Below are 22,957 nucleotides of genomic sequence, written 5' to 3' on the forward strand. Positions count from 1 at the left end.
GTCAGGTACGACATCAACAGGAGGGTGCAAAGAGTAATATCGCATATTTAATATACACCACTTTTTAAATGACTGTCCGGACATTTTCGGACGGTAAGTTTTCTATTAATTTATAATGGACTAATCCCATGACAAATAAAAAACACATTTTTTCAATTATCTTTATTGGTTCTCTTTTAACGGGGTGTGCTACAGGACCATCACCGACAGGGATTGGCTTATATACGGATGTTAAAGGGCCAATTACTGCCACGAGTCTCCCGGCAACCAAAACCGGTAAAGCGTGTGCGCAAACGGTATTGGGTATTGTAAATACCGGCGACGCATCTATTGATTCAGCGAAAAAAGCGGGCGATATTTCTTTAGTGTCGAGTGTTGATTATGAAACTACAGGTTCATATCCGTTTTATGGTAAAACCTGTGTTGTCGTAAGAGGACAATAACAACAGTAAGCCGGCGATGCCGCCGGCTTTTTATCCCATTTTACGTGCCGCTATCTCTGTCTGTTCCTTGCGACTCAGCCCCCGCTTTAAGGTTCTGTTAAGATTTTACGCATACTCTACAAGCAGTTGTTAATAAAGGATAATAATAATGGCACATTTCTCAAGACTGCAAATAACGCTTCACTGGTTAACACTGCTCCTGACAGGCATCGCATATGCTGCTATTGAGTTACGGGGGTGGGCGCCAAAAGGCTCCAGCGTTTACCTGTTTATGAAAGACACGCACTATGATATGGGCGTTCTGGTCTGGGCGCTGATGTTTTTACGGTTATATCTTAAACACAAATACCCGGATCCGGTCATTACGCCTCCCCCTCCTCACTGGCAGCACGTAGCCGCTAAATTAATGCATATCGCGCTTTATCTCACTTTTCTCGCCTTACCGCTGCTGGGCGTCGCGATGATGGCATCAGGCGGGAAAAGCTGGAGCTTTTTTGGTTTTACTGTACCGGTATTTTTGACGCCAGATAGCACCCTAAAATCGGATATAAAGCGTATTCATGAAATGCTGGCCAATATCGGCTATTTCCTGATTGCTATGCATGCAGCAGCGGCGTTGTTTCACCATTACATACAAAAAGACGATACATTTTCAAGGATGTTACCCGGTACATAATGACTATTCGGCCATCCCGGCGTGACAGAGCACGCCGGGCAAGGCATTATTATTCCAGCGCTATCGGTTTCGACTGATAGCGCCTTACACCGTTTGTAATCGACAATATACGATATTTTTCCGGTTCCACGTGTAAGTGATATGTACGACGCCCCCCGCGCTAATAATAGCGGGATAAGAATACTCACCGTGGTCACTTTCCAGGTCCAGTAGCGGTAGCCATGATTCGCCATTATCCTGGGAAGCAATCAGTGAAAGCGGATAGCGCTTTCCCCAGTTGCCGTTGACCGGATTTAACGCAAGAATCAGCGTACCGTCCTGCATACTAACCAGATCGATACCACTATTATTATTCGGTAAAGATGTCGCGCGGGCAACAGACCAGGTAGCGCCATAGTCGATTGAATCACTGCGAAAAATTGCCCCGCGTGTGCTTCGTAACAACATATGGATATGCCCCGGAGAAGACTCCCACAGCGTAGGCTGAATAACGCCATCCCAGCGCAGGAGGTTTTCCAGACAACATTCCCACAACATCCCCTTTTTTACACCATCCCACAACGCTACGTTTGTCCCGGAAATAGCGTTATCAGGCTCCAGCGGAACAAAAGAGATATTCCAGTGTTTTCCTTCGTCAGAGGATCGATCCACAAATGCCCTCCACCGTTCAGGACTTTCAATCGACCCTGGCGCAATCCAGGCGCCATTTGATGCCAGCAGGAGTTTATTTTTTACGGGACCGCGCGGCAAAATATCATCGTTAACCAACGGAGCTGGCGTACTCCAGGTAAATCCTCGATCGCTGGAGGTGATAAACCAGGTTTTCCACACGTGTACGTCGCTGCCTACTTTATAAAATAACCACAATTTATCCGACGGGTAAAATAACACCGGATTCCAGTGCGCTTCCCCCTCGCGTGCCGCCACTCGCTGCGGTGTTGTCCAGATATTATGTTCATAGCGAGATAGCCAGATGGCTGTATCTTCGCTTCCTTCTCGCAACCCCGCGAACCATGCGGCCACGAGCGTACCGCACGGTAAGCGAACAAGCGTAGAGGCATGGCACTGGAAGGACTCGGTTCCGCTTTCCGGTAAAATGACCTGCCGATTGACGAGCACTAATTTCATACCTGCCTCTATTAAATAAGGTAAAAAGCATCAGCTTTTTTACGTATGAAAGTAGTGTTAGCAGAAATGGCATCAACGCGGTGAAAACGATCAACCGCTATACGAATTTATATTCAGGTATCGCGCCCATAACAGGCAGAATGTCGAGAGTGGACAAAAATTGGACTGACCTCGCGGATAATTCCAACTTACCGCCGTCCAATGGCGACGAGGTCAGTGGCACGGGATAATATAGAGGTCAGGGCTATAATATTTAGCGATCTGTGCCTACAAGCATGACGGGATACTTTTCGCTACAGGCAATGAAGGCCCGTCTAAACGGGCCTTCATTAACGCGATTATAATTTGTGTTCAATCGCCTTTGGTTTGCTTTCTATGGCAATTTTTTTCGGTTTCTCGCTTTCAGGGATCTCCTGGTAAATCTCGACCAACAAGAGGCCCTGTTCCAGTTTCGCATTATTCACCTTAGCATGTTCAGGCAAAGAAAAACTCAACTGGAAGTCCGCCTTACGAATACCACGATAAATCCAGTGCGTCTGATCCTCTACCGTCTCTTCAGTGTGTTTACCCGTAATATTCAGGTTGCCGCCAACCGTTTCAATTTCAAGCTCTTCCTCTTTCCAGCCAGGAACGCTCACGGTAAGCAGATAGTTATTCGCATCGCGCTTTTGCAGATCGTAAGCTGGCGTCGCAGCAACTGGCGTATCTCCTGTTAATTGACTGAAAAGTCTATCAATACGGTTGAAACGGTCAGAGAAAAGAGAATCAGCAAACACGGGAAGTGCTGACAAGGTTCTGAGTGCCATCATTAACCTCCTGAATCACTATTCAAAAGTTCAACATCAAGGCAAGCATTGCTTGTCCACTGACTACATAGGGACGGAAAAAACATTTTCAAGTCTATAAAAGCCTTTTTTTAGTCACGAATTTAAGTAGTTAACGAAAAGTCTCATCCCGTTCATTGCCATTTCCGCTGTCCCTTCATCTTTACAATTTTTCTTCACCATCACAATTGATAATGATTATCAATTGCATTAGTGTATACAGGTTGGTTATGGCAGTGACCAACGCCCTTCTCCATTATCAAACCCAGCGCCGCCTCGGGCGGCCTTTTGGGAGGAAATATGGTCGCCAAAAATAAAATTCACGGTCGTCGTATTCGTCAGTCTCTGCAACAGTTACATCATCGTTGTCTTTTTCAGCAACTGGCGGTAAGCCCACCAGGAGCAAAATATGTTTCAGTCACCGCTGAAACAAAAAACTGGCTTATTCATCTTGTGACTTCAGAGGGCCTCTAGCACGCGGTAGTGACTGTCCATGTTGTCGCTAAAATTTTAATGAAATGACATTTATACACCTACAATTTGCGCCCGGCTACTCCGGGCGCCATACCTGAAGATATGACTCCCGTTGCCAACTGACTGGAATTTTAGCTATCGTCTCCGACGTAGAAAAATTCGATATCTTTATTAAACCATTTATCAATGTTGTGCCACATCAGACAACCGGTCAGAAAACTTGCGATCAATATCCCTCCTATAAGCCACTTTTTCACATATACTCCTGAATAACCCCTGTTGATGCCATTATCTGATCGATAATAAAAAGACCATCATTTGAAGAAATAGTTTCACTGACAGATACCGTATGAAACGAGACAGTGAACAGTACCGTTTTCTTCGGTTTTTATGCCATAGTATTGAGCAGTGGTGATAATCATTTTCTATCGCACCATAATGATTTGCAGCCTATAGTTTATGATTTTAAGATTTGTCTACTCATCACATATGTCAGTGATGGATAAATTATAATACGCTTTTCTGGCGCACTTTTCGTCAGTAAACAGGCATACTACAGCATTCATCGTATTGATGCCGCTTTATCTCCCGTTCTTCAGGGAATTAACGACAATTTTATGCACAAAGGATACTAATGATGAAACGTAAATTGATCCCATTTACCCTCTTTCTCGCTGCGCTTAGCGCCAGTTCCACATCCATAGCAGCTTCGCAGGAGATTTCTAAATCTATATACACCTGTAATGATAACCAGGTTATGGAGGTGATTTACGTCAACACCGAGGCTGGAAACGCCTATGCGATTATCAGCCAGGTAAACGAGATGATCCCGATGCGGTTAATGAAAATGGCCTCCGGAGCAAATTACGAAGCCATAGACAAAAATTATACTTATAAACTTTATACCAAAGGCAAAACGGCTGAACTGGTGGAAGGTGATGATAAACCTGTTCTCAGTAACTGTTCCTTAGCTAACTAACCTTAAGAAATGCCTGAAGGCTCATCAGGCATTTCCACTTCAACTTTCCTGTAACGTAACGTTAAAGAATATGTGAATCACTACCGTAGTATAATGGCTAATTAGTAACCACTTTTAAACATGGTTAATCCTATTTTTAAAGAAAAGTTCGAACTGTCTGAATTGTCGTTGTTGAGCGTTTAAATGTTTTGCTTTATTAAGTGACCCAGGTAGAATTCGCAGCGGCTGGTAACCATTCATATTCGCACTATTGAACGATTACCGGCCAACCGCGCCAGGGTCTTGCATACGCTCTGGCGCGGTTAAATCCCCAGGCCATAAACGAAATCACTGGTTTCTGCTATTGATCGTATCTTTCAAGTTAACCTGCATTATGCTTGCCCACCTGATGTAAAAAGACACCGCTCTGAACCATAGGGTGTGAATTTCATTTTATAAAAAATTGCGGTGCCGGGTGCCTCCCGGTGAACCATACCACAGTCAATATGGTTCGCGAGGAACATTAACTATTTGACTGGACGCCCCGCCGCAAAGGGGGATTCACCGCATAAGAAAAATCTACAACTCACAAGTAATAAAAGACAATAACATTTTTGTGCATTTTTTATAAATGACTATCTTGTCACGTAATAAATGAAATTATTCTGTAACAGGATTGCAAGACAATACTTATTCAAAACTGAAGTGGTCAGTGGGAGTCGAACCCACATCATCAGCCTGACACTGAGGTAATAACATTATACGATAACCACATTGGACCGCCACCGAGGCCTCGAACCTCGCACCATCAACTTAGGAGGTTGATGCTCTATCCAGCTGAGCTAGTGGCGGCTGGGGACTTCTGCCAGGCGCAAAAAAGGCGCTCTCCTGGATAAAATACATACCTTGCTACTTTTCAGTAGTCGTTCAACGGCAGGTACAATATGCGAAGGCGGTCACAAAATCTTGATGACATTGTGATTAATTCCAGGAAAATTTTTCAGAGTGAATCTTGTGAGATCTGGCGTTATTTACACCAGATTTTCCTTCCTGCTTATCGCCTACATGAGAAACCTTGATTGCTTACCACAATCCCTTATCTGTGCTTATGCTGGTGAGATGTTATGTACAGCGTCACTATGACGAAGAGAGAAAAGACAGGCAGGTACGTGTTACTGGTAAAGAAGCCCTGTTTTGTGACTGGCGGTGCGGAAGGCGAACCTTCCGCATAGCTTATGCTTTTCAGAAACGGTATCCAACCCCAACGTTGAAGCCGTTTATTTTTGTAGAGGAGATGTTGCTTCCTTCATACCCAACATCGACGACGATATTCTCCAGCGGATTCATCTGTACACCCGCGCCCCAGGCAAATCCCGTTTTCCTTGAGGAAATTTTGTTAGAAAAAGAATCGCCATCCTGAGTGGAATGTTCTTTAAATGTCGCCTTTACCGTGCCGACACCCGCCAGCGCGTATAACGAAAAATTGTCAGACAATCGATAGGCTGGCCCAACCATTAAAGAACCGTACTTCACCTCAAACTTGTCATGGTAATGAATACCTTCAGGCTCAACAGATCCGGAAGCCTGTCTGTCTCCATATAAGTAACTTAGCGAGGAAATAAAACTTACCGGAGAGTCATCCTCATAACGGTATTTCACATTTACCCCTCGGATATTTTTGAAATCCTGAACTTTACTTTGTGCATACCCCACGGAAAAGGCGTTAGTATCGGCCTGTGCAACATTTACAACCAAAACGCTTGTAGTAATAACTAAAGTGGATAAAATAATATTTTTCATAACAACTCCTTAATACTACTTATTATTTACGGTGTGTTTAAACACCTGCAGTACCGATCCGGCATTCAGTTATCGCCACTATGCCGAATCGACAAAACCACGAATAATTCACCGCTATCGCTCCTGATGTGTTTACTTCCTGAAAGATATTTTTACTACCGAAGCACTCTATCGCTCATTTAGGTAACCGGTTCTACAATGTCATCTAACTTTTATAGATTTGAATGCTAATTTTTCTCACGCATATATATTTAACAGAAACCATAAAGTGTTTAGCCACTATAGAACAACAAATCACCCATGCAACATTTTGATATTTAAAGAGAAAATCTCACAACCACATTAAGAAACTTGACACCGTTCGGCTAAAAACATGTCATTAAGCAAACTCGCCATATAATCAGAACATATCGCATTGTGCTTCACAGTCCTCACGTGACGCTCCAGCCGCAATACGGTTATATGCCATCGCAGGCGCTGTAATCATATTCACGATGATGCTTAGCACGCTTTATTCCCGCTCCGATTTAATCTTTTAATATATCTATCAGTTACAACATTTCTTATTATATTATAAGAATAGAATCAACACCACAATTCCAACATAAATATCACCTGTGTTTAGAGAGAATTTACATTCCAAAAAAATAATAACTAACGCAAATATTGAATACGCGATAAAAAAGTCTATTTCGCTATAAAACCCATTATTATTAAGAGTGGTTAACTCTTCGTTGAATAAAAAATGTCAATGACGTTCCATAATTCAGGAGATGAACTTCACAAGTCATTATATATAACAGGAGGTGCTATGAAACATCATGCTTTTATGCTTTGGTCATTACTTATTTTTTCATTCCATGTTTTGGCCAGTTCAGGCCATTGTTCTGGTTTACAACAGGCATCATGGGATATTTTTATCTACGATTTTGGTAGTAAAACCCCGCAACCACCTACAAATACTGATAAAAAGCAAGCCAGGCAGATTAGTTCACCGTCCTGCCCGACGACAAAACCCATGATGTCCGCCCCAGTCAATGACGCCAGGAAAGGGAATACTCTCTCCAGAACATAATGTTATTTATCTACAATGATGCCGAACGACTACTTTTAGCCACCCGGAAATCTTGATTGTCATCAAATATAGCTGGCATTATTTTTCCTGACGTGTATAGTGCGCCTCGTTATCCCCATTAAGGAATTTGTTTGTCTCGTAAAATGACAGGAATTGTCAAAACCTTTGATTGTAAGAGCGGTAAAGGTCTCATCACCCCCTCCGATGGACGCAAAGATGTTCAGGTCCACATCTCATCATGTCGCCAACACGAAACAGAAGCGCTTATCCCCGGTATACGCGTTGAGTTTTGTCGTATTAATGGCCTCCGCGGACCTACCGACGCCAACGTTTATCTTTCATAATTCGTTACTCGGCATTTTTTCAGAAAAATTTAGCGAGTACGTATACCTCCGCAGTCTGCTATGAGGCTTTGCCTGAAAGGCTGCAGAATGTTTTCAGTGGCGAAAATCTAAAGGATTTATTTTGCTAATGACTCCTGTGACCTCTTTTATCATATATCGGGTGCCCCCCCCTTCTCACTTTGTTTAACGTGAAGAAATGTACAGCCGTTTTTCACTGTGATAATATCTAATATTGCAAAAGTATTTAACGCTATATACTCATCGTCACAGGAGTGGCTGGCTGCGCGCATTTAACCGAAGTATTTATGTGATTCTATCGGAATTATCTCTATTGCCGCTCAATGCTACGTCATATTCAGTGGGTATAAATCGCCAATATAGTTGTAATGCTATTTATTTTTAGGGTAATAATTGAATGACTTTGCTTTCAGGAAAAACCACACTGGTTCTCTGCCTCTCCTCTATTTTATGTGGATGTACGACGAACGGCTTACCCACACCTTATAGTATTAATTTGTCGTTCCCGGTCATTACACAAAACCAGATTAATTCCGGTGGTTATTACATAAATGACGCGGAACAAATTCGGACAACTGATGGTCTGTGCCTTGATACAGGCCCAGATCAACAGAATCGTTTGACGCTGCGGGAGTGTAAGCATGTGCAATCTCAGCTTTTCTCATTTCACCGAGATAGAATCACGCAGGGTGAGAAATGTCTGGATGCCGCAGGACAAGGTACAAAAGAAGGCACACCAATCATTCTTTATTCATGCACGGGTAATGATAACCAGCGCTGGCTCACTGATGATAACAAAATTAAGGGGAAACAGAGCCGAAAATGCCTGGGCACAAATAGCATTATTGTCAGAAAAGGCGACCCTGTTGTGTTGGCCGATTGCGATTTTAGTCGCGCCCTGGAATTTACCATCAGGTAGCAGGACACCGCTGTGAAGAGAGAGCCGCTAACCTCATGACACGCTAACAGGTTAGCGACCTTTACTTCCATATACGGTCAATTTCATTTACGTCCGCAACGTCAGGATGACAAAACGGCGGCTAAACCTTGACACGGGTTGTATACCCAGATTAAATACTGGTCATCCAACCAGTAAAAAGGAAATGGCGATGTTCGTCGAACTCGTTTATGACAAGCGAAATGTTGAAGGTCTGCCAGGCGCACGCGAAATCATCCTCAATGAACTCACAAAACGCGTACATCAACTTTTTCCCGATGCGCAAGTGAAAGTTAAGCCAATGCAGGCGAACGCATTAAACAGTGACTGTACAAAAACCGAGAAAGAACGGCTGCACCGTATGCTGGAAGAGATGTTTGAAGAGGCTGATATGTGGCTGGTCGCCGAATAACGTCCCCTCCTGCGAAAGCGACATGTCCGATCGAAAACAGCGCCCTGAGGCGCTGTCTGTGACGATATAACGCAAACGCTACCACTCAGAACATGTTGTTGTTGATACCTCAGACCGGTATGTGGAACCGACATTCATCGCTTCACTGGCCTGTCGGTATGAGTAGCCCTTATCAACAATCAGCTGTGCGCATTCCAGCCTGAAATCTGAAAGTACGTTTGGTTTTGTTGTTTATTAAGAGCCTATCCCATTAGACTCTTTTATTCGCCAAACTGGCTTTAACGATTACGCCTACTGGGATAGGTTCTAAACTTATCATCAATACGTAAAATACCTATTTACGAACAAAAAGTAACAGGTAAAAATCCGAAATAAAACCAGCATAACTAAAACTTACTGCAGATATGCACACGCATTATTACTATGTTTCCAGGATAGTCTCGACCAGTCAAGACTATCTATTTTATATAAAAAAGGGAAATACTTCACATGAATAAAATACATGTTACATATAAAAATCTCTTACTTCCGATTACCTTCATCGCGGCAACTCTAATTAGCGCCTGTGATAACGATAAAGATGCCATGGCGGAAGCTGAAAAAAATCAAGAGAAATACATGCAAAAAATCCAGCAAAAAGAGCACCAGCAATCAATGTTCTTTTACGACAAAGCCGAAATGCAAAAAGCTATTGCCAATATCAACGCAAAAGGTGGAGCCAATCTTGCGATTATTGAAGTCCGTTTCTTCAAGGGCGGGTATTCATTCATTCGACAAAGCGTTAACACCCCTGCTAAAGTAGAGATGTTTAAATTTAACAACGGCTACTGGGGGGGACCTTCGCCTGTCAACTTAACCATCTTTGGCACTATAACAGAGGAGCAAAAACAAGAAGCACTAAAAGAGGCTTTATTCAAATTCGACTCGATCAATTTCAGCATTATACCAGAGCGTATTCAGGAAACAATTAAACGCGCTAACGCCAGTGGCATCATTTCCGTTACGGAAGATAGCGATATCGTTGTACGAGCAGAGATAGCTCATAATGGCGAATTCGTCTATGACATTACCATCACTGCTAAAAATACAGCACGTGCGGTAATGACCTTAAATAAGGATGGTTCTATTGCCGGATATGAGATCAAAGAACCTTTCGACCCAAAAAAAGAAGCCGAAAAAGCACAGCAACTTGTTGAACAATCGAGAAAAGACATTGAAAGTCAGCGTAAAAAAGCAGCTGAAAAGATGAACGAAATACAGCAGACATTTAAAAAATAGCAGGCGATACAAACATTGATAAAAATTATAGCGCGAAAGAGCGCGTGCCAGGTACTAAGGCACTGCTTGAAGACAGCGAATCGCTATTTCATTCTCTGACACTGTAATTTTTCGTACTCAAGATGTTTATTTATTGAGTCTTTTGTGGATAACCAGGTGAAGTTATGTGACGCCAGGAATCTATTCCAGCTGGCGTACTTGTTGGAGCCAGTGTGAAGCCGGGCAGCGCGCAGAAACCGGAGCGTATACGTTGTACGTGAGAATTTCGAGCACTGCCCGACCTAAAAATGATGAATAAAATAGATATTTTAAAGAGGTAATATGAAGAATTTTTTCAAAATAATTACTGATTTCATCGCGGATATTTCCCTTGATCTATTTGCTATATTTTTATGCATGTTATTCGTATACAAAACAGGACCATCAATTGGTGTGATATCATTTTTTATTGCATTAATTATTCATATCATTCTTCATTTTGTTTTTTACTCATTTCGTGAAAAAATCATAAAAAAAAATATTCAAATAAGTATTTAAAATTATTGTTTTGAGGTACAAATTCAGCGCAATAAAACAGAGCAACTAAAAAAAAATTAGGCGTAGCGAAGTGGAAAAGGACTGTCATGTACTGGACCGTGAGCTGGTCGGGAGAGCAATGTACGGGAAAGAGCGAAATACTGTCATTGATATGAGCAGGAATATCGATAGCCAGTAAATCACTCCTGTGGTAATACAGGCCACTTGATGACTGTGAAGGTCGCTTCATCTGAAGCACCGGTGAAGTCCAGCATTTTAAGTGAAAAGCAGCCAGCAGGCGCTTCTGCTGGTCCATATTCCTCTATTTTGCCAGACCACACTAAAGTGCCACACAGGTATCTGCCAGAACGGTCCTGAGATAATAAATATAAAAGCAGTTACTGCCTACCTCAAGAAGTATGTGCTCATGATCATTTAAAGCTCTTTTAAAGAGCCTGATAATAAGCTTGTCAATATAATATTATGCAGTCTCTATTAAGCGCCTGGTTTATTTGTTTTCATAATCATATAGTTGACTTTCCGAGTAAGAGTTTTCTTGCAAAGACAAATAAACGTGCTTTATATCTCTGAATAAACATACATCACCATGAATATGAGCCTCTATATAATTCCCTTCATAGCCTGTACCATAATTAGAATGAGCTAAAAATTTTTCGCCCTTAGCCATTTTAACCAAACTCTTAAAGCAATTATAACCAAAAAAATCATTTTGACAGGATGCAATCAGGTTCTCCATATGCCAAAATGTAGATAATTTACTCGTATCCAGGCCAAATCTGTGGCCGTAGATATCAAAAGGTGAGAATGTACAATTTGTTTTTACATTATCATTTAATTCAAAAAATGATTTCCCATAGGCGCTGGCACCTCCATTTTCACCGTTCAGAAAGTCCAGTGCAGCATAAACTGGTCTGCTTGTAGGGCTAAAAGTTTTACTGTTGGGAGTATATGCTACGGAAAAACCGCCTGTCTGACCATATGGGGCATAAGGTGAATCTGCAAACTTCTCCAGTTCAAATGCTTTAGTTTCAACTGAATCACGCCCGACATTATAAGCAGGTAAATCTCCCGGTCTGCAACCTAATGCATAAGAGTTCAGATATTCTTTATTTTTTAAGAGAGAGACAAAGTCAATTTTTGCCGCATTAAAATTTATTGTCAGCCGGGCATTTTGTAAAATATCCACCATCCTATTTAGCAAGAGAGTGCAATCTATTTCGGTACCACACTCACGGCTTATCCGCCTGAGCGCTTTTTCTCTTATTATGTCAGCGTCGCGCTGACACCTGGAATGAATATGCGCAAGTACTTGTTTTCCAAAAAGGCGACCATACACCTTTTTACGCTCTTCATTGCTGAGACCGCAAAACACTTCGTCAAAAGAAAGCCTGTACGCTGCGCTTACAGAACCTCTCGCCGTTCTGCTTTCTGGAAATGGCGGAACATCTTCAACAACATTTCTAACTTGCTGAATGTCTGAAGACAGTGGAGTACGTCCGGCATTTTTTTCCTTATTTGTTTCCAGATATTCCGGAACCTTTATACTTCCACTATGGCAGATAGGTTTGAGCATATGTCTCCTGAATTTTTATGACTAATATAGCATTCACTTTCGCTGACGTATTCTTTATCAGGCTGATATTTCAACACTTCTTAGCAGCCTCGTAGAAGAGCAAATAAAGCATGCTAATAATTTTATAAAATACTTAACCTACCCACTATTGTAGTCAATAAACCATCACTTTTTATTAAAAAATTATCCTGATAACAACAATAAATCTGGTAAGGCACTTTCAAAAAATAGCCAAATCACACATTATTAAGAAAACCACTACAATCAAAATCGGTAACTATCAGCTTTCAGGGGGGGCTCAGGTTATCATGACGATCGGGGTAAAGGATGAACTACTATTGCGGTCTGAATTGAGGGAGTTTTGATAAAGTTTTGATAACCGTTCGAATACTAATAATAAAAACGGGGACGTTAAGTCCCCGTTTTTGTTTTTAACAATTATCGTTATTACATATTCGCGATAATCGCGTCACCAAACTCACTACATTTCAGCAGCTTAGCGCCGTCCATCAGACGTTCGAAGTCATAGGTCACGGTCTTCGCGGCAATCGCGCCTTCCATACCTTTAACAATCAGGTCTGCGGCTTCGAACCACTGCATGTGGCGCAGCAGCATTTTTAACAACCAAACTTAGTTTATTGAATTTAAAGAGTTTAACGTTTTATCAGCAACTATATCCACCACTTTTACCTTCATCATAACAAGCTGATTTTGTATAGTTTACGTTGAGTTTTGATAACCACTTTAGGACTAAATGGAGATAAGTTTGAAAACTTCTGTTCTCATTCAGAAACTGATGGAGATTGATAAAACTGTGCCATTCGATGCGGATGTAGTAACCGGTGAAGAGTGGTGGCCAATCCCGATTTCTCGTGTCTATCACAATCCACCCCATACTTTTGTCGAATTTGAAACAGGCGAACAATCCCAAGATGACCCTGATGAGCTGACCATTTATAGTGAATTAGAGATCCGAGTACACCAAATGATACAAATCAGAGACTTCGTGCAATCCAACAAAAATCTACAACCTGAAGAAATTATCTCGGAGTTAAACGTTCAGATTGAGCGTTTAAGGGCAATGGCTGAGGCAAATTTGAAGCAATAATTTGTACTATATCCTTGGCGCATGGCGGTGGGTTCAACTCCCGCCAGCCCACCAATCATGACTGGACAGTGATAGGACATCACTAGCAATAACCGAAAGTTAGCAGTGCCAGCAGGACACCTACCAGACGGTGAGGGGATAAAAAAGGATACGTAAAGGAGCTGCGGCTCCCTAATAACAAGAAAGCCCGCTTATGTGCTGAGTAATCCCCACAAACTCAGCGCTAATAAACCAGAACCATACTTCGGTAAGTTCTGGCGAAGTGGTTAAGAACGGTGCTCAGTACCGTTCGTCTTAAAATTAGCGGAGAATGTCTCAGGATATTCTCCACGAATGTCAGATATGAAATGACTCTTCTCAACTTCACACTGTTCGCCTGATATCTCAGATGTAATCCTTTATATAGTATTACAAGACACACTGAGCACGAAAAAAGGAAGCCGACAAAATCATCCCGGACAGCATGGCGGCTCCGGGAGTCCCCGGTAGAAGAGTACGGTAACGTACTAGGCCGTGCCGTTATTCGGGAGAAAAAATTACATCGCAGGCATCTTTATAACTGATCAACGTGCAATTTATTGAATAAATGTTGATTTACTTCATGATAGTATGAAAATAGAAATCCTACACTAAAAAGGTCGTATAATGGTAACTCGCCGTGAATTTCTTTTGAAAACAACTGGTGTAGCAGTTTGTAGCTCATTAGATTTTAATTCATTTGCTGGTATTAAAGATACACCACGCAATATGCCATCCTGGGATTTTTTAAAGGAAGGGGATGTCATTGACGTTATAGCTCCATCTTCGCCAATTGATAATCCACAAGAACGTTACAAAAAAATAGAACAGTACTTTAAAGAAAACACGCCTTTTAAGATAAACATTCCTGATCATTTAATAGAGCCTACAGCGTTACTGGATGAAGCTAATACAATCTGGAAGCGCGCGAAATTTGTCTATGATGCTTTCTGTTCAGAGTCAAAAGCGATCTGGGCGATATCAGGCGGAGGTTGGGGCGCTAGTATACTTGGCGAATTGATGAGTTATCCGAAACCAGATAAAATAAAACCAATTATTGGCTATTCTGACATTACGGCATTACATATTTATGCAAATGAATACTTAAATTTCCCCTCGATACACTCCGTCGTTCTGGGTATTAATGGCGATATTTTTCCGGGATACAATAAAAATGGCCTGGGAGCAACATTAGATATTCTTAGCGGAAAAAAAACAGATGTTATATATGAGTTATCACCGCTTAATAAATTTGCTGCCTCAATGACAGAGGTTACAGGTAAAATTGTTGGTGGAAATTCTCTTTTGGTTTCTGCGCTTAATGGGGCTTCGGGGCTTTCGCTTAAAACTAAGGGAAAATTCCTATTCCTAGAATCTATTGCGGATGATCCCGGCCAGTTTTCTAGGAAATTGATGGGGTTGGCCTATTCGCCAGTAATAAAGAATTGCTTAGGGGTGATATTTGGAGATGTTATTAAAGATGGTGGTAAAACAAACTCACCTCTGGTTCAAAGTCAGTTTGATTATATTATTCACCGATTCTCAGAAAAATTCATTGGAGATAAAATTGCGTTAAAAGCAAATAATATTTTTGGTCATGGTGCGATCAATATGCCATTGCCACTTAATACTTTTGCTGTGATAAAGCGTAACGGTGCGAGTATAATTGCTACAATTAGTGCTAATAGAGTTTGAGCTTATTAGCTCAGATATGGACCTTTATCCCGACATACTTCATCAGTCGCTAGGTATGGTTTACTCTCTACCAAACTTATAATTATTAATCATAACCGTCTGTATTTTATAGACATGGAAATTATTATTCAATGTTGTTGACCTTTTATTGTGGATGCATATGTTAACTATTTATCAATAATCTTGGCTAAGAGCTTATCACATAAAAGGAGGTAGTGATGTTAAAAATGGGAATAACTATTATTAAACCTGATTATAATGAAAATTTCATCACTTTACGTAAGGTTTTTATGCAAAATATTATCTCAGTCATCTGTTGTATACTAATGATTAGCTATTTTTCTCTGGGATATGCAGCGGATATTCCCAACGGAGTGGTACTGGCAGAGAAACAAGAACTGGTTCGTCAAATAAAAGATGAGCCAGCTTCGCTAGATCCGGCAAAAGCTGTAGGATTACCTGAAATCCAGGTAATCCGCGACTTGTATGAAGGGTTGGTTAACCAGAATAAAAAAGGTGAAATTATTCCTGGTGTCGCCACCCAGTGGAGAAGTAACGATAATCGCACCTGGACGTTTACGCTGCGAGATAATGCAAAATGGTCTGATGGCACGCCTGTTACTGCTCAGGATTTTGTCTATAGCTGGCGACGTCTGGTAGACCCAATAACACTTTCGCCATTTTCCTGGTTCGCCGTGCTGGCAGGAATTACAAACGCAAAGTCGATTATTAATGGTAAAATCGCGCCGGACCAGCTTGGGGTAGAGGCTATTGACGCGCATACCCTGCGTATTCACCTGGATAAACCGTTGCCCTGGTTCGCCAGACTGACCGCCTGTTTTGCATTTTATCCGGTACAGAAAAAAAACGTTGAAAGTGGTAAGGAATGGACGCAGCCAGGAAAATTGATTGGCAATGGCGCATATGTGCTTACAGAGCGCGTTGTGAATGAAAAGCTGGTTGTCGAGCCTAATAAACATTACTGGGATAATGATAAAACGGTGTTACAAAAAGTGACATTTTTGCCAATCAATCAAGAGTCAGAGGCGACCAATCGCTATCTTGCGGGTGACATCGATATTACAGAAACGTTTCCTAAGATTATGTACCAACAACTGATGAAGAATATTCCCGGACAGGTATATACGCCGCTTACATTAGGTACCGGCTATTATGCGTTTAATACTCAAAAGGGGCCAACTGCGGACTCTCGCGTTCGTCTGGCATTAAGTATGACGATTAATCGACGCCTTATAACTGAAAAAGTGTTAGGTACAGGTGAAAAACCCGCCTGGCATTTTACCCCTGATATAACTGCAGGATTTACGTCTACGCCTTCACCCTTTGAAAAAATGAGCCAGGAAAAACTTAATGCTCAGGCTAAAAGTTTACTTCGTGCGGCAGGATATGGACCACAAAAACACCTTAATTTAAGACTTCTCTACAATACCTCAGAAAACAATCAGAAAATCGCTATTGCTGTGGCGTCGATGTGGAAAAAAAATCTAGGAGTGGATGTTAAATTGCAAAACCAGGAGTGGAAAACCTATATCGACAGCCGTAATAATGGAAACTTTGATGTGATCCGTGCCTCTTGGGTGGGGGATTATAATGAAGCCTCGACTTTCTTGTCGTTGTTAACCTCTACTCATTCGGGAAATATTTCACGATTTAATAATCCTGCCTACGATAAAATCATAATGCAGGCAATGACAGAGCACACCTTGCAGACACGTAATGCAGATTATAATGCAGCAGAAAGAATACTTCGGGAACAGGCGCCTATTGCTCCGATTTATCAGGAAACTAATGGAAGACTAATTAAACCATGGGTAAAAGGATATCCTATTACTAATCCGGAAGATGTGGCTTATAGCCGCACCATGTATATTATAAAGCATCAATGATTACACATGAATTCAATAGTTATAGGGTCTCTCGGTGACGCCTTGACGATGTTTATGTCGCGATGGCCTTATCCATTCGGTAACAGATAAATACATTTTTTAATTTTCGGCAGAGGTTTTAAACTCAATGAATTGTAAAGAGCGGGAGCCGATAGGTTCCCGCTCTTTATGACTTATGAAAAACATTCGCCAAAAAATTTGCATCCCTGGCGCTGGGTAACGGGGCGGAATAATGTATTTTTACTTTTCCTCCGAAGACGATGGCTCTTCTGTAAATAGACTCGTTTTAGTTCCATGCATTTTTTGAGATCCCGGCCAAATAATGGTGCTGTCGGTATTCCTCAGGTGTCATATTATTCAGCGATTTATGCGGACGTTCACCGTTATATTCTGATAACCATTTTTCCGTGATTTCACGTACTTCATTCAGGGGGCAGTTTGGATATAAAGAATTATTGTACGGTAAGCCTATTTTTGAATAGGCTTACCTATCGCTGTGGGGTTGTAGTCCCGCGCTATACGGTGTTTTCAGGGGATTTTGTCTAATCGGATAACCTAAATGCGATACGGAATACGCGATAATTAAAAAGGCCACTGACGCTAAATCAATCCCTTACGAATTATTATGGTTAAATAATGCGCTAAACGTACAATAATTTCCGATCTCCAAACTGACCCCATAACGGCCACTTTTGCGTATTGTCGGCAAAACAACGTTAAACACCCAATCCTGAAACTACCGTGCCTCCGGTTTATTGCTGCGGAAAATGACGCGGTACAGGTTAGATTCATTGACGAAAGTCAGTTGCTGTTTGCCACCGCCTGTAGGGATTACATTTTTTGTAACCCCTTCCATGCTCATCTGGAAGCGTGTTGGGCTGGCAACTGAAACGGAGAGGATTTCACACACATCTTTCAGGCAAAACCACGGCTCACCATTGATGACCTGAACCCGAACGTCGTGCTTTCCTTCAAACTTTAATGTACGCTCTTGTTGAGCGAGCGTGTGAGAAACATGGTCGGGAACCATGTCACCCTGCCAGTCTGTGGCCGTGACGTCACATTCACTCTGGAAACCGTAGATGCGGAAATGGTTGAACGGGCCACTATGGTCTGGTCTGGCAACGAACGTGACCAGGCGCTGCTGACACAGGCGGCTCTTGATGACCTTATTCCTTCATTTCTGACGTCCGGACAACAAAATCCGGCATTTGGCCGCAAAATTTCTGGCATTATCGAGGTAGCTGACGGTGGTCGCCGCCGCCAGACTGCGATTTATACGCACAGCGAATACCGCGTTCTGGTCGGGGATCTGGACGACGAGCAGATGGCCTGGTTATCCACGATCGGCAACAGCTATCGACAGACCAGCGCCTATGAGCGCGGGAAACGCTATGCCCGCCGCCTAAAAAATGAGTTTGGTGACAACGTCAGTAAGCTGGCCGAGGCGGAAAATATCTCACGGAAAATCATCATGCGCTGCATCAAAACAGCCGAACTGCCGCGAAAAATCATCGCATTATTCAGCAATCCCAATGAACTGAGTGCTCGTGCCGGTGAATCCCTGGCGAAGGTGTACGCGGGAAATGAGGATGCTGTACTGTCGTTTGCCCAGCACCTTGCCAAACGTCAGAAAGACGGTGAGTCATTCGAAACTGATGAGATCCTGAAACAGTTACATGACGTAGCCGAAAAACCAACAAAACCTGCAACGCGTGAGCGCCTGTTTGGTAAGGGGATCAAGGCGAAGTACAAAGGGGATTCCGTATCATTCCAGCTGAACAACGTTTCTCCGGTAGTGATCCAGAAAATTGAAACATTACTGAAAGAGTACCAGGAAGAGCAACAAAAGCTAGTTAGCGAAGCTGTCGACGATGCGTTCGTCGAAATCGATACAGTGACAAATTTTATCCGGGCTGCAGCTACTGGTATTGATTACGATATTCCAGCAAACGAGCTACAGACTATGATTCCATTCTCGCGAACTGTACTAAAGGAACACACAAACGAGGCTGATCGGATTAAACGAATCGCTGATGAAATAACCAGACGTTATATTATATAAGCCGTCAGGGTGCCCTGCCGGACGCCACCGGCAGGGCTGCGTCTGACCTACGACAGGAGACGACGCTTGGCGATATTACCATATACAGTCAGGTAAAAAAATTGGGACCGTGGTCTCAACGTTACATCAATCAGCCAGAAAAATTTATCCGGCTAATAAAATACGTAACTTTTCCTATAACAACTACACCATCCAGCGCCTCGCCTTCAATCGCTTCACCATCATCAATAATTAACGCCTGCCCCATTATTTTTGCAAAACGTAATGCCCCGTCAGAACGTATCAATACTGTATCTCCCTGCCGCTGAATCAGTGAAACGTCAACGACTGCATAACCATCTGATGTATAGACAATCCAACTATTAGCGTTGATACCACACAAAATATCTACAGTCAGGCGGGGCTCGACGTAGTCACTTGCAGGAGACGGAAAGCCCATGCTTAAAGCCCTCCGTTAGGGTTAAATAACTGGAATGTGCGGTTTTCTCCTTCCTGCGTCGATATATCCCTGAACGTAGTCACATGCCATTCGATCCACCTGTTTGCCTCGCGCAGGCTCCAGTAATGGTTTACCTTCTCCAGTTCCTGAACAAATCTCCCTGTTGTAACTGTTTTTCTGCCACTCGGTTCAAACATTATGGCGTTACGCCAGGCCATTTCTATCTCATAGTGACGGGGCATAATATCCGCTCCTGATAATACTGTTTATACAAACAGTATTATCAGATGATGAGGAGATCAAGACGGTAGATAACTTTCAATTTCCACGCCTGTATAACTAACTGATTTACCAACAGGGAATTTTTTGTATAGTGTCGACAGACCCACATCATAAATAATCGCTACCTGCTGTCGCGGTACTCCTGCCCTAATCAGGTGCCCGGCCTGCGCTCCCAGTGGATGGGAGCTAGTAAGGATTTGAATAGCACATGAACTCACTCTCATATGAATTAATTTCCATAGAAAATATAACATTGATTATCCTTTTTATTTAAAGTAAATATTTTCTAAATAGTTTTTATTTACTCACCAGGTGGTAATGAATAACCTTTAATATCTGTAATAAAGGATGCGGTAACAATAAGGATAGTGAGTCACTACTTAAAGGTGATATTATGAGACACGTTAAGAACATATTTTTAGTCCTAGCCTTTGCATTGTCGGCTGCAGCCTTTTCGACATCTGCGATGGCTGCCAGTGATTCAAAACCCCCACCAGATAATACAAAACACTCTTCCAGTGGCTGGCCGCCAATACCTGCTCCATTTATTCGCCCGCCATGGTGTGACAACTGGCCACCAGATATAGAAAAACCACCAGAGTGGTGTCAGATTTGTGGTTGTTAATTTTTTACAGAAGGCTGTAACAACCATATCAGTACTGATGGTATATCTGGTTATTATGCTTCATCAGTTCCTCCTGAACTGAATATTACTTCAGGCTGGTGTATTTTATTAATGCCAGCCTGTTTTTTCACAACGTCATATTACTGACTTACTGGCCCATGCCTCCGGAGAAACCAGCTAGTCAGTAGTCGTTATTGTGATAATACAGGCCACTGTATTTTATTAAAGGTGGCCTCGTCTGAAATTCCTGTTAAAACCAGTGATTTAAGCTCCCTGATATACGCCATCCATTTAGTCAGGCTGGCCTTATCGTCGTCACTGATTTCACCCAGCGCCAGTTCGGTTCGCCAGTCGGCAATGGCGCTGTTAGCGGCATCCAGTAGTTTCTGTCGGGTGGTTTCGGCCTTAGCCTGATAGTCAACGGGAACAGCCAGAATAGTGCCGTTCGAATATTTCCAGTCGCCATAGATATTAAAACCGGCTGGTAGTTTATTGACCTCAACAACTGAAAAGCCAGCCGGATAGAGTCGCGACACATCTTCTGATACGGAACGGATTATATTTTCAGAATCAATGCACAACTTATATTTTTTCGTGAATTTACTCAGCGATTCATAAAAATCCTGGCCATCTTCACTACGAAAATACAGAAAATTGCTATCATAATCCGGGTTATCAGGAATGTATCGGTGAACGTTTTTTAATTCCATTATAGTTTCCTTAATCATCCATTAATTGTACGCCAGCCATTACCCACCCACATTTGCAGCGGTCGATACGCAAATGTCACACCATATGCTGTTGTTGGGTCATGTCTGGCTTGTGTTAAAAAGCAACCAGCAGGCGCTTCTGCAGGTCCATATTCATCTACTTTGCCCGGCCATACTGGAGCGCCACGCTGGATATTCTGGACATAACGATTATCTGATTCGCCTTTTGTATATACGTTTCCTGATGTTAAATAACGGGCGTCGAAATTACCGTAATTATCCGGAATAACTTGTCCATTAACAACAAACTGAATACTGCCATCGGTATTACGCTGGCTGTATAAATGCCATCCCTGGTCGTCATCCAGCTCAATAACCGTTGGTCGATTTCCGTCACCCCACAAATTAAATTGAGCATTCAGCACGGAGTTATTTGAGCTAGTCATGGTCATTCGTTTGGCATTGCCTGCGCGAATGGATCCCAGAACTTGCATTTCACCGGGAGCGACACGAACGGTGTGCTGGCTATTCGCAAACGTATCCAGTATCCCGTCACCATTCTGTTTAATGCCTGTGTCGTTATCGCCGAACACAATCGAATTGCCGCCCAGCGCATTATCAGTACCAATACCCAGCGAGCCGTTAAGCCGTCCCCCTGTAATCGGCAATGCACCCACATCACCGGCTGTTGGTTTCATCAGACTACTGTAAATTGTATATGTCTGACCGCTGGTTGAGTTTCCCAGCTGTACTGATGAATATTCAGGCGTACTGTACAGCGTGACATTTGCATTACCGGTGTAATCATATTGCGCAATTAACCAGTACGCATACTGGCCGATATTAATATAAATATCGTAGGTGTCGCCTGATGTATTAACCCATGCGACCTCGTTAGCCGCGACAGGCGAACGTCTCCACAATGTGGCGGTTATTCCTGTCGGGTTCCCGTTACCTGAACGCAACACCAGTTCACTGATTGCCCCTTGTTCAAATGAGCCAACGTTATAACCCGAACCTCCGTAAAGCTTAATTACTGCTGTCGATGTGGTCTGCGGCATGAAAACCGTGGCGATTTTGAACCATCCCGATTCACCAAATGTAATGGTAGTCGACGTTACCGCGCCGATAGTTCTCGCAAATTGTTTTTTGTCCGGAATGTCGCCGCCATTCTGGTCTTTTTGCATGGCGCCGGTGGCACGACTTATGGTTTCTCGTAAACCAACGTATTCGATAAGACCGTCAACGCTTTTTCCTGACAGCGCCGTGAGGGTATCGTCCAGCGGCTGCTTGCCCGCCAGTTTATTCAGTACAGTGGTGGCAAAATTCGGATCGTTACCCAGCGCGTCAGCCAGTTCCTGCAGGGTGTCCAGTGACTCAGGTACGGAACCAACCAGCGCAGCAATCAGTTTGCGGACAAACTCCGCGTTTGCTGTCTGAAGCCCTTTGGCATCGTCTGGCGGCGTCGGTGTGGTCGGCGTTCCAGTGAATGCCGGGCTGTCAAGCGGTGCTTTAGTCTGCACCTCACCCATAACGGTTTTTACCGCTTTTGGTGTGGCTGCCAGCGCTTCGCTGTCACTGTCCGTGGCGCTGCTTAACTTAACGATACCTTTTTTCGTCAGGCTGGCATC

General features: G+C 42.8%; 20 protein-coding genes, 1 tRNA gene and 7 pseudogenes. 13 read left to right on the forward strand and 15 right to left on the reverse strand.

Annotated features, from left to right (window positions below; all coding sequences use genetic code 11):
* Positions 1-128: 128 nt before the first annotated feature.
* On the forward strand, positions 129-443 hold the full coding sequence (locus tag ACLJRU_RS18855; RefSeq protein ID WP_000182479.1) for a TRL-like family protein: 315 nt from the start codon (positions 129-131) through the stop codon (positions 441-443).
* Positions 444-591: 148 nt separating this feature from the next.
* A complete protein-coding gene (locus ACLJRU_RS18860) occupies positions 592-1,119 on the forward strand; it encodes a cytochrome b (protein WP_038393981.1) in 528 nt (175 codons plus the stop codon).
* 84 nt (positions 1,120-1,203) lie between these two features.
* Here the strand turns inward: ACLJRU_RS18860 and ACLJRU_RS18865 are convergent, their stop codons facing one another.
* The 3 genes and pseudogenes from ACLJRU_RS18865 to ACLJRU_RS18875 all read right to left on the reverse strand — a co-directional run bounded on the left by ACLJRU_RS18865 (position 1,204) and on the right by ACLJRU_RS18875 (position 3,477).
* On the reverse strand, positions 1,204-2,247 hold the full coding sequence (locus ACLJRU_RS18865; protein WP_000780157.1) for a sialidase family protein: 1,044 nt from the start codon (positions 2,245-2,247) through the stop codon (positions 1,204-1,206).
* Positions 2,248-2,585: 338 nt separating this feature from the next.
* A complete protein-coding gene (locus ACLJRU_RS18870; protein WP_023234892.1) occupies positions 2,586-3,053 on the reverse strand; it encodes an Hsp20 family protein in 468 nt (155 codons plus the stop codon).
* A gap of 200 nt (positions 3,054-3,253) precedes the next feature.
* A pseudogene (locus ACLJRU_RS18875) lies at positions 3,254-3,477 on the reverse strand (hypothetical protein).
* Positions 3,478-4,179: 702 nt separating this feature from the next.
* Here ACLJRU_RS18875 and ACLJRU_RS18880 point away from each other — a divergent pair.
* Positions 4,180-4,524, forward strand: coding sequence for a c-type lysozyme inhibitor (locus ACLJRU_RS18880; RefSeq protein ID WP_000977722.1), 345 nt, complete (start codon positions 4,180-4,182; stop codon positions 4,522-4,524).
* Positions 4,525-5,278: 754 nt separating this feature from the next.
* On the opposite strand, the gene ACLJRU_RS18885 is transcribed toward ACLJRU_RS18880, so the two are convergent.
* Both ACLJRU_RS18885 and pagC read right to left on the reverse strand, forming a co-directional pair.
* Positions 5,279-5,355, reverse strand: a tRNA-Arg gene (locus ACLJRU_RS18885).
* A gap of 390 nt (positions 5,356-5,745) precedes the next feature.
* Entirely contained in the window at positions 5,746-6,303 is a 558-nt protein-coding gene (gene pagC, locus ACLJRU_RS18890; protein WP_000789471.1) for a virulence membrane protein PagC, read from the reverse strand.
* Between the two features lie 811 nt (positions 6,304-7,114).
* On the opposite strand from pagC, the gene pagD reads away from it, so the two are divergent.
* The 6 genes from pagD to ACLJRU_RS18920 all read left to right on the forward strand — a co-directional run bounded on the left by pagD (position 7,115) and on the right by ACLJRU_RS18920 (position 10,904).
* Positions 7,115-7,378: a virulence protein PagD gene (pagD, locus tag ACLJRU_RS18895; RefSeq protein ID WP_012664625.1), complete on the forward strand. Its 264-nt coding sequence runs from the start codon at positions 7,115-7,117 to the stop codon at positions 7,376-7,378.
* Positions 7,379-7,509: 131 nt separating this feature from the next.
* Positions 7,510-7,722: a cold shock-like protein CspF gene (gene cspF, locus ACLJRU_RS18900; protein ID WP_001539813.1), complete on the forward strand. Its 213-nt coding sequence runs from the start codon at positions 7,510-7,512 to the stop codon at positions 7,720-7,722.
* A 415-nt stretch (positions 7,723-8,137) separates the two neighbouring features.
* Entirely contained in the window at positions 8,138-8,659 is a 522-nt protein-coding gene (locus ACLJRU_RS18905) for an RICIN domain-containing protein (protein WP_001532066.1), read from the forward strand.
* 190 nt (positions 8,660-8,849) lie between these two features.
* Positions 8,850-9,089 (forward strand): virulence protein MsgA, encoded by a 240-nt coding sequence (gene msgA / locus ACLJRU_RS18910; RefSeq protein ID WP_000497451.1) that lies wholly within the window; start codon positions 8,850-8,852, stop codon positions 9,087-9,089.
* Between the two features lie 489 nt (positions 9,090-9,578).
* Positions 9,579-10,367 carry a putative envelope lipoprotein EnvF gene (envF, locus tag ACLJRU_RS18915; protein ID WP_001033398.1) on the forward strand — a complete coding sequence of 263 codons (789 nt, stop codon included), beginning with the start codon at positions 9,579-9,581 and terminating at the stop codon, positions 10,365-10,367.
* Positions 10,368-10,688: 321 nt separating this feature from the next.
* Positions 10,689-10,904, forward strand: coding sequence for a hypothetical protein (locus ACLJRU_RS18920; RefSeq protein WP_000787621.1), 216 nt, complete (start codon positions 10,689-10,691; stop codon positions 10,902-10,904).
* 449 nt (positions 10,905-11,353) lie between these two features.
* Here the strand turns inward: ACLJRU_RS18920 and sopF are convergent.
* A pseudogene (sopF, locus tag ACLJRU_RS18925) lies at positions 11,354-12,477 on the reverse strand (type III secretion system effector SopF).
* Between the two features lie 447 nt (positions 12,478-12,924).
* Positions 12,925-13,095, reverse strand: a pseudogene (locus ACLJRU_RS18930) (isocitrate/isopropylmalate family dehydrogenase); the annotation flags it as partial.
* Positions 13,096-13,243: 148 nt separating this feature from the next.
* On the opposite strand from ACLJRU_RS18930, the gene ACLJRU_RS18935 reads away from it, so the two are divergent.
* Positions 13,244-13,585, forward strand: a complete 342-nt coding sequence (locus tag ACLJRU_RS18935; protein ID WP_023234889.1) for a hypothetical protein — start codon at positions 13,244-13,246, stop codon at positions 13,583-13,585.
* 223 nt (positions 13,586-13,808) lie between these two features.
* On the opposite strand, the pseudogene ACLJRU_RS18940 reads toward ACLJRU_RS18935, so the two are convergent.
* Positions 13,809-13,985 (reverse strand): annotated as a pseudogene (locus ACLJRU_RS18940) (IS4/IS5 family transposase); the annotation flags it as partial.
* 245 nt (positions 13,986-14,230) lie between these two features.
* On the opposite strand from ACLJRU_RS18940, the gene ACLJRU_RS18945 reads away from it, so the two are divergent.
* The gene (locus tag ACLJRU_RS18945) at positions 14,231-15,298 is read left to right on the forward strand and encodes an LD-carboxypeptidase (RefSeq protein ID WP_223557578.1); all 1,068 of its coding nucleotides are present in this window, start codon (positions 14,231-14,233) and stop codon (positions 15,296-15,298) included.
* A 290-nt stretch (positions 15,299-15,588) separates the two neighbouring features.
* Entirely contained in the window at positions 15,589-17,205 is a 1,617-nt protein-coding gene (locus ACLJRU_RS18950; RefSeq protein ID WP_023234888.1) for an ABC transporter substrate-binding protein, read from the forward strand.
* A gap of 286 nt (positions 17,206-17,491) precedes the next feature.
* Here ACLJRU_RS18950 and ACLJRU_RS18955 read toward each other — a convergent pair.
* Positions 17,492-17,635, reverse strand: a pseudogene (locus ACLJRU_RS18955) (integrase core domain-containing protein); the annotation flags it as partial.
* Positions 17,636-17,941: 306 nt separating this feature from the next.
* Positions 17,942-18,235 carry a Bro-N domain-containing protein gene (locus tag ACLJRU_RS18960; protein WP_001539801.1) on the reverse strand — a complete coding sequence of 98 codons (294 nt, stop codon included), beginning with the start codon at positions 18,233-18,235 and terminating at the stop codon, positions 17,942-17,944.
* Here ACLJRU_RS18960 and ACLJRU_RS18965 point away from each other — a divergent pair.
* Positions 18,200-19,270: pseudogene (locus ACLJRU_RS18965) on the forward strand (ParB/RepB/Spo0J family plasmid partition protein); the annotation flags it as partial. The gene ACLJRU_RS18960 and the pseudogene ACLJRU_RS18965 sit on opposite strands and share 36 nt — an antisense overlap.
* A gap of 130 nt (positions 19,271-19,400) precedes the next feature.
* On the opposite strand, the gene ACLJRU_RS18970 reads toward ACLJRU_RS18965, so the two are convergent.
* The 5 genes and pseudogenes from ACLJRU_RS18970 to ACLJRU_RS18990 form a co-directional block, all read right to left on the reverse strand.
* The gene (locus ACLJRU_RS18970) at positions 19,401-19,709 is read right to left on the reverse strand and encodes a hypothetical protein (RefSeq protein ID WP_001539798.1); all 309 of its coding nucleotides are present in this window, start codon (positions 19,707-19,709) and stop codon (positions 19,401-19,403) included.
* A gap of 2 nt (positions 19,710-19,711) precedes the next feature.
* Entirely contained in the window at positions 19,712-19,951 is a 240-nt protein-coding gene (locus ACLJRU_RS18975; protein ID WP_023228861.1) for a hypothetical protein, read from the reverse strand.
* A 57-nt stretch (positions 19,952-20,008) separates the two neighbouring features.
* Positions 20,009-20,161 (reverse strand): annotated as a pseudogene (locus tag ACLJRU_RS18980) (helix-turn-helix domain-containing protein); the annotation flags it as partial.
* Positions 20,162-20,807: 646 nt separating this feature from the next.
* A complete protein-coding gene (locus tag ACLJRU_RS18985) occupies positions 20,808-21,326 on the reverse strand; it encodes a tail fiber assembly protein (RefSeq protein ID WP_023234886.1) in 519 nt (172 codons plus the stop codon).
* Between the two features lie 14 nt (positions 21,327-21,340).
* Positions 21,341-22,957 (reverse strand): phage tail protein (locus ACLJRU_RS18990; protein ID WP_410957041.1); only part of this gene is annotated, 1,617 nt, incomplete at its 5' end.

The organism is Salmonella sp. SAL00653, assembly GCF_046552515.1.
In the GTDB taxonomy this organism is placed as follows: domain Bacteria; phylum Pseudomonadota; class Gammaproteobacteria; order Enterobacterales; family Enterobacteriaceae; genus Salmonella; species Salmonella enterica.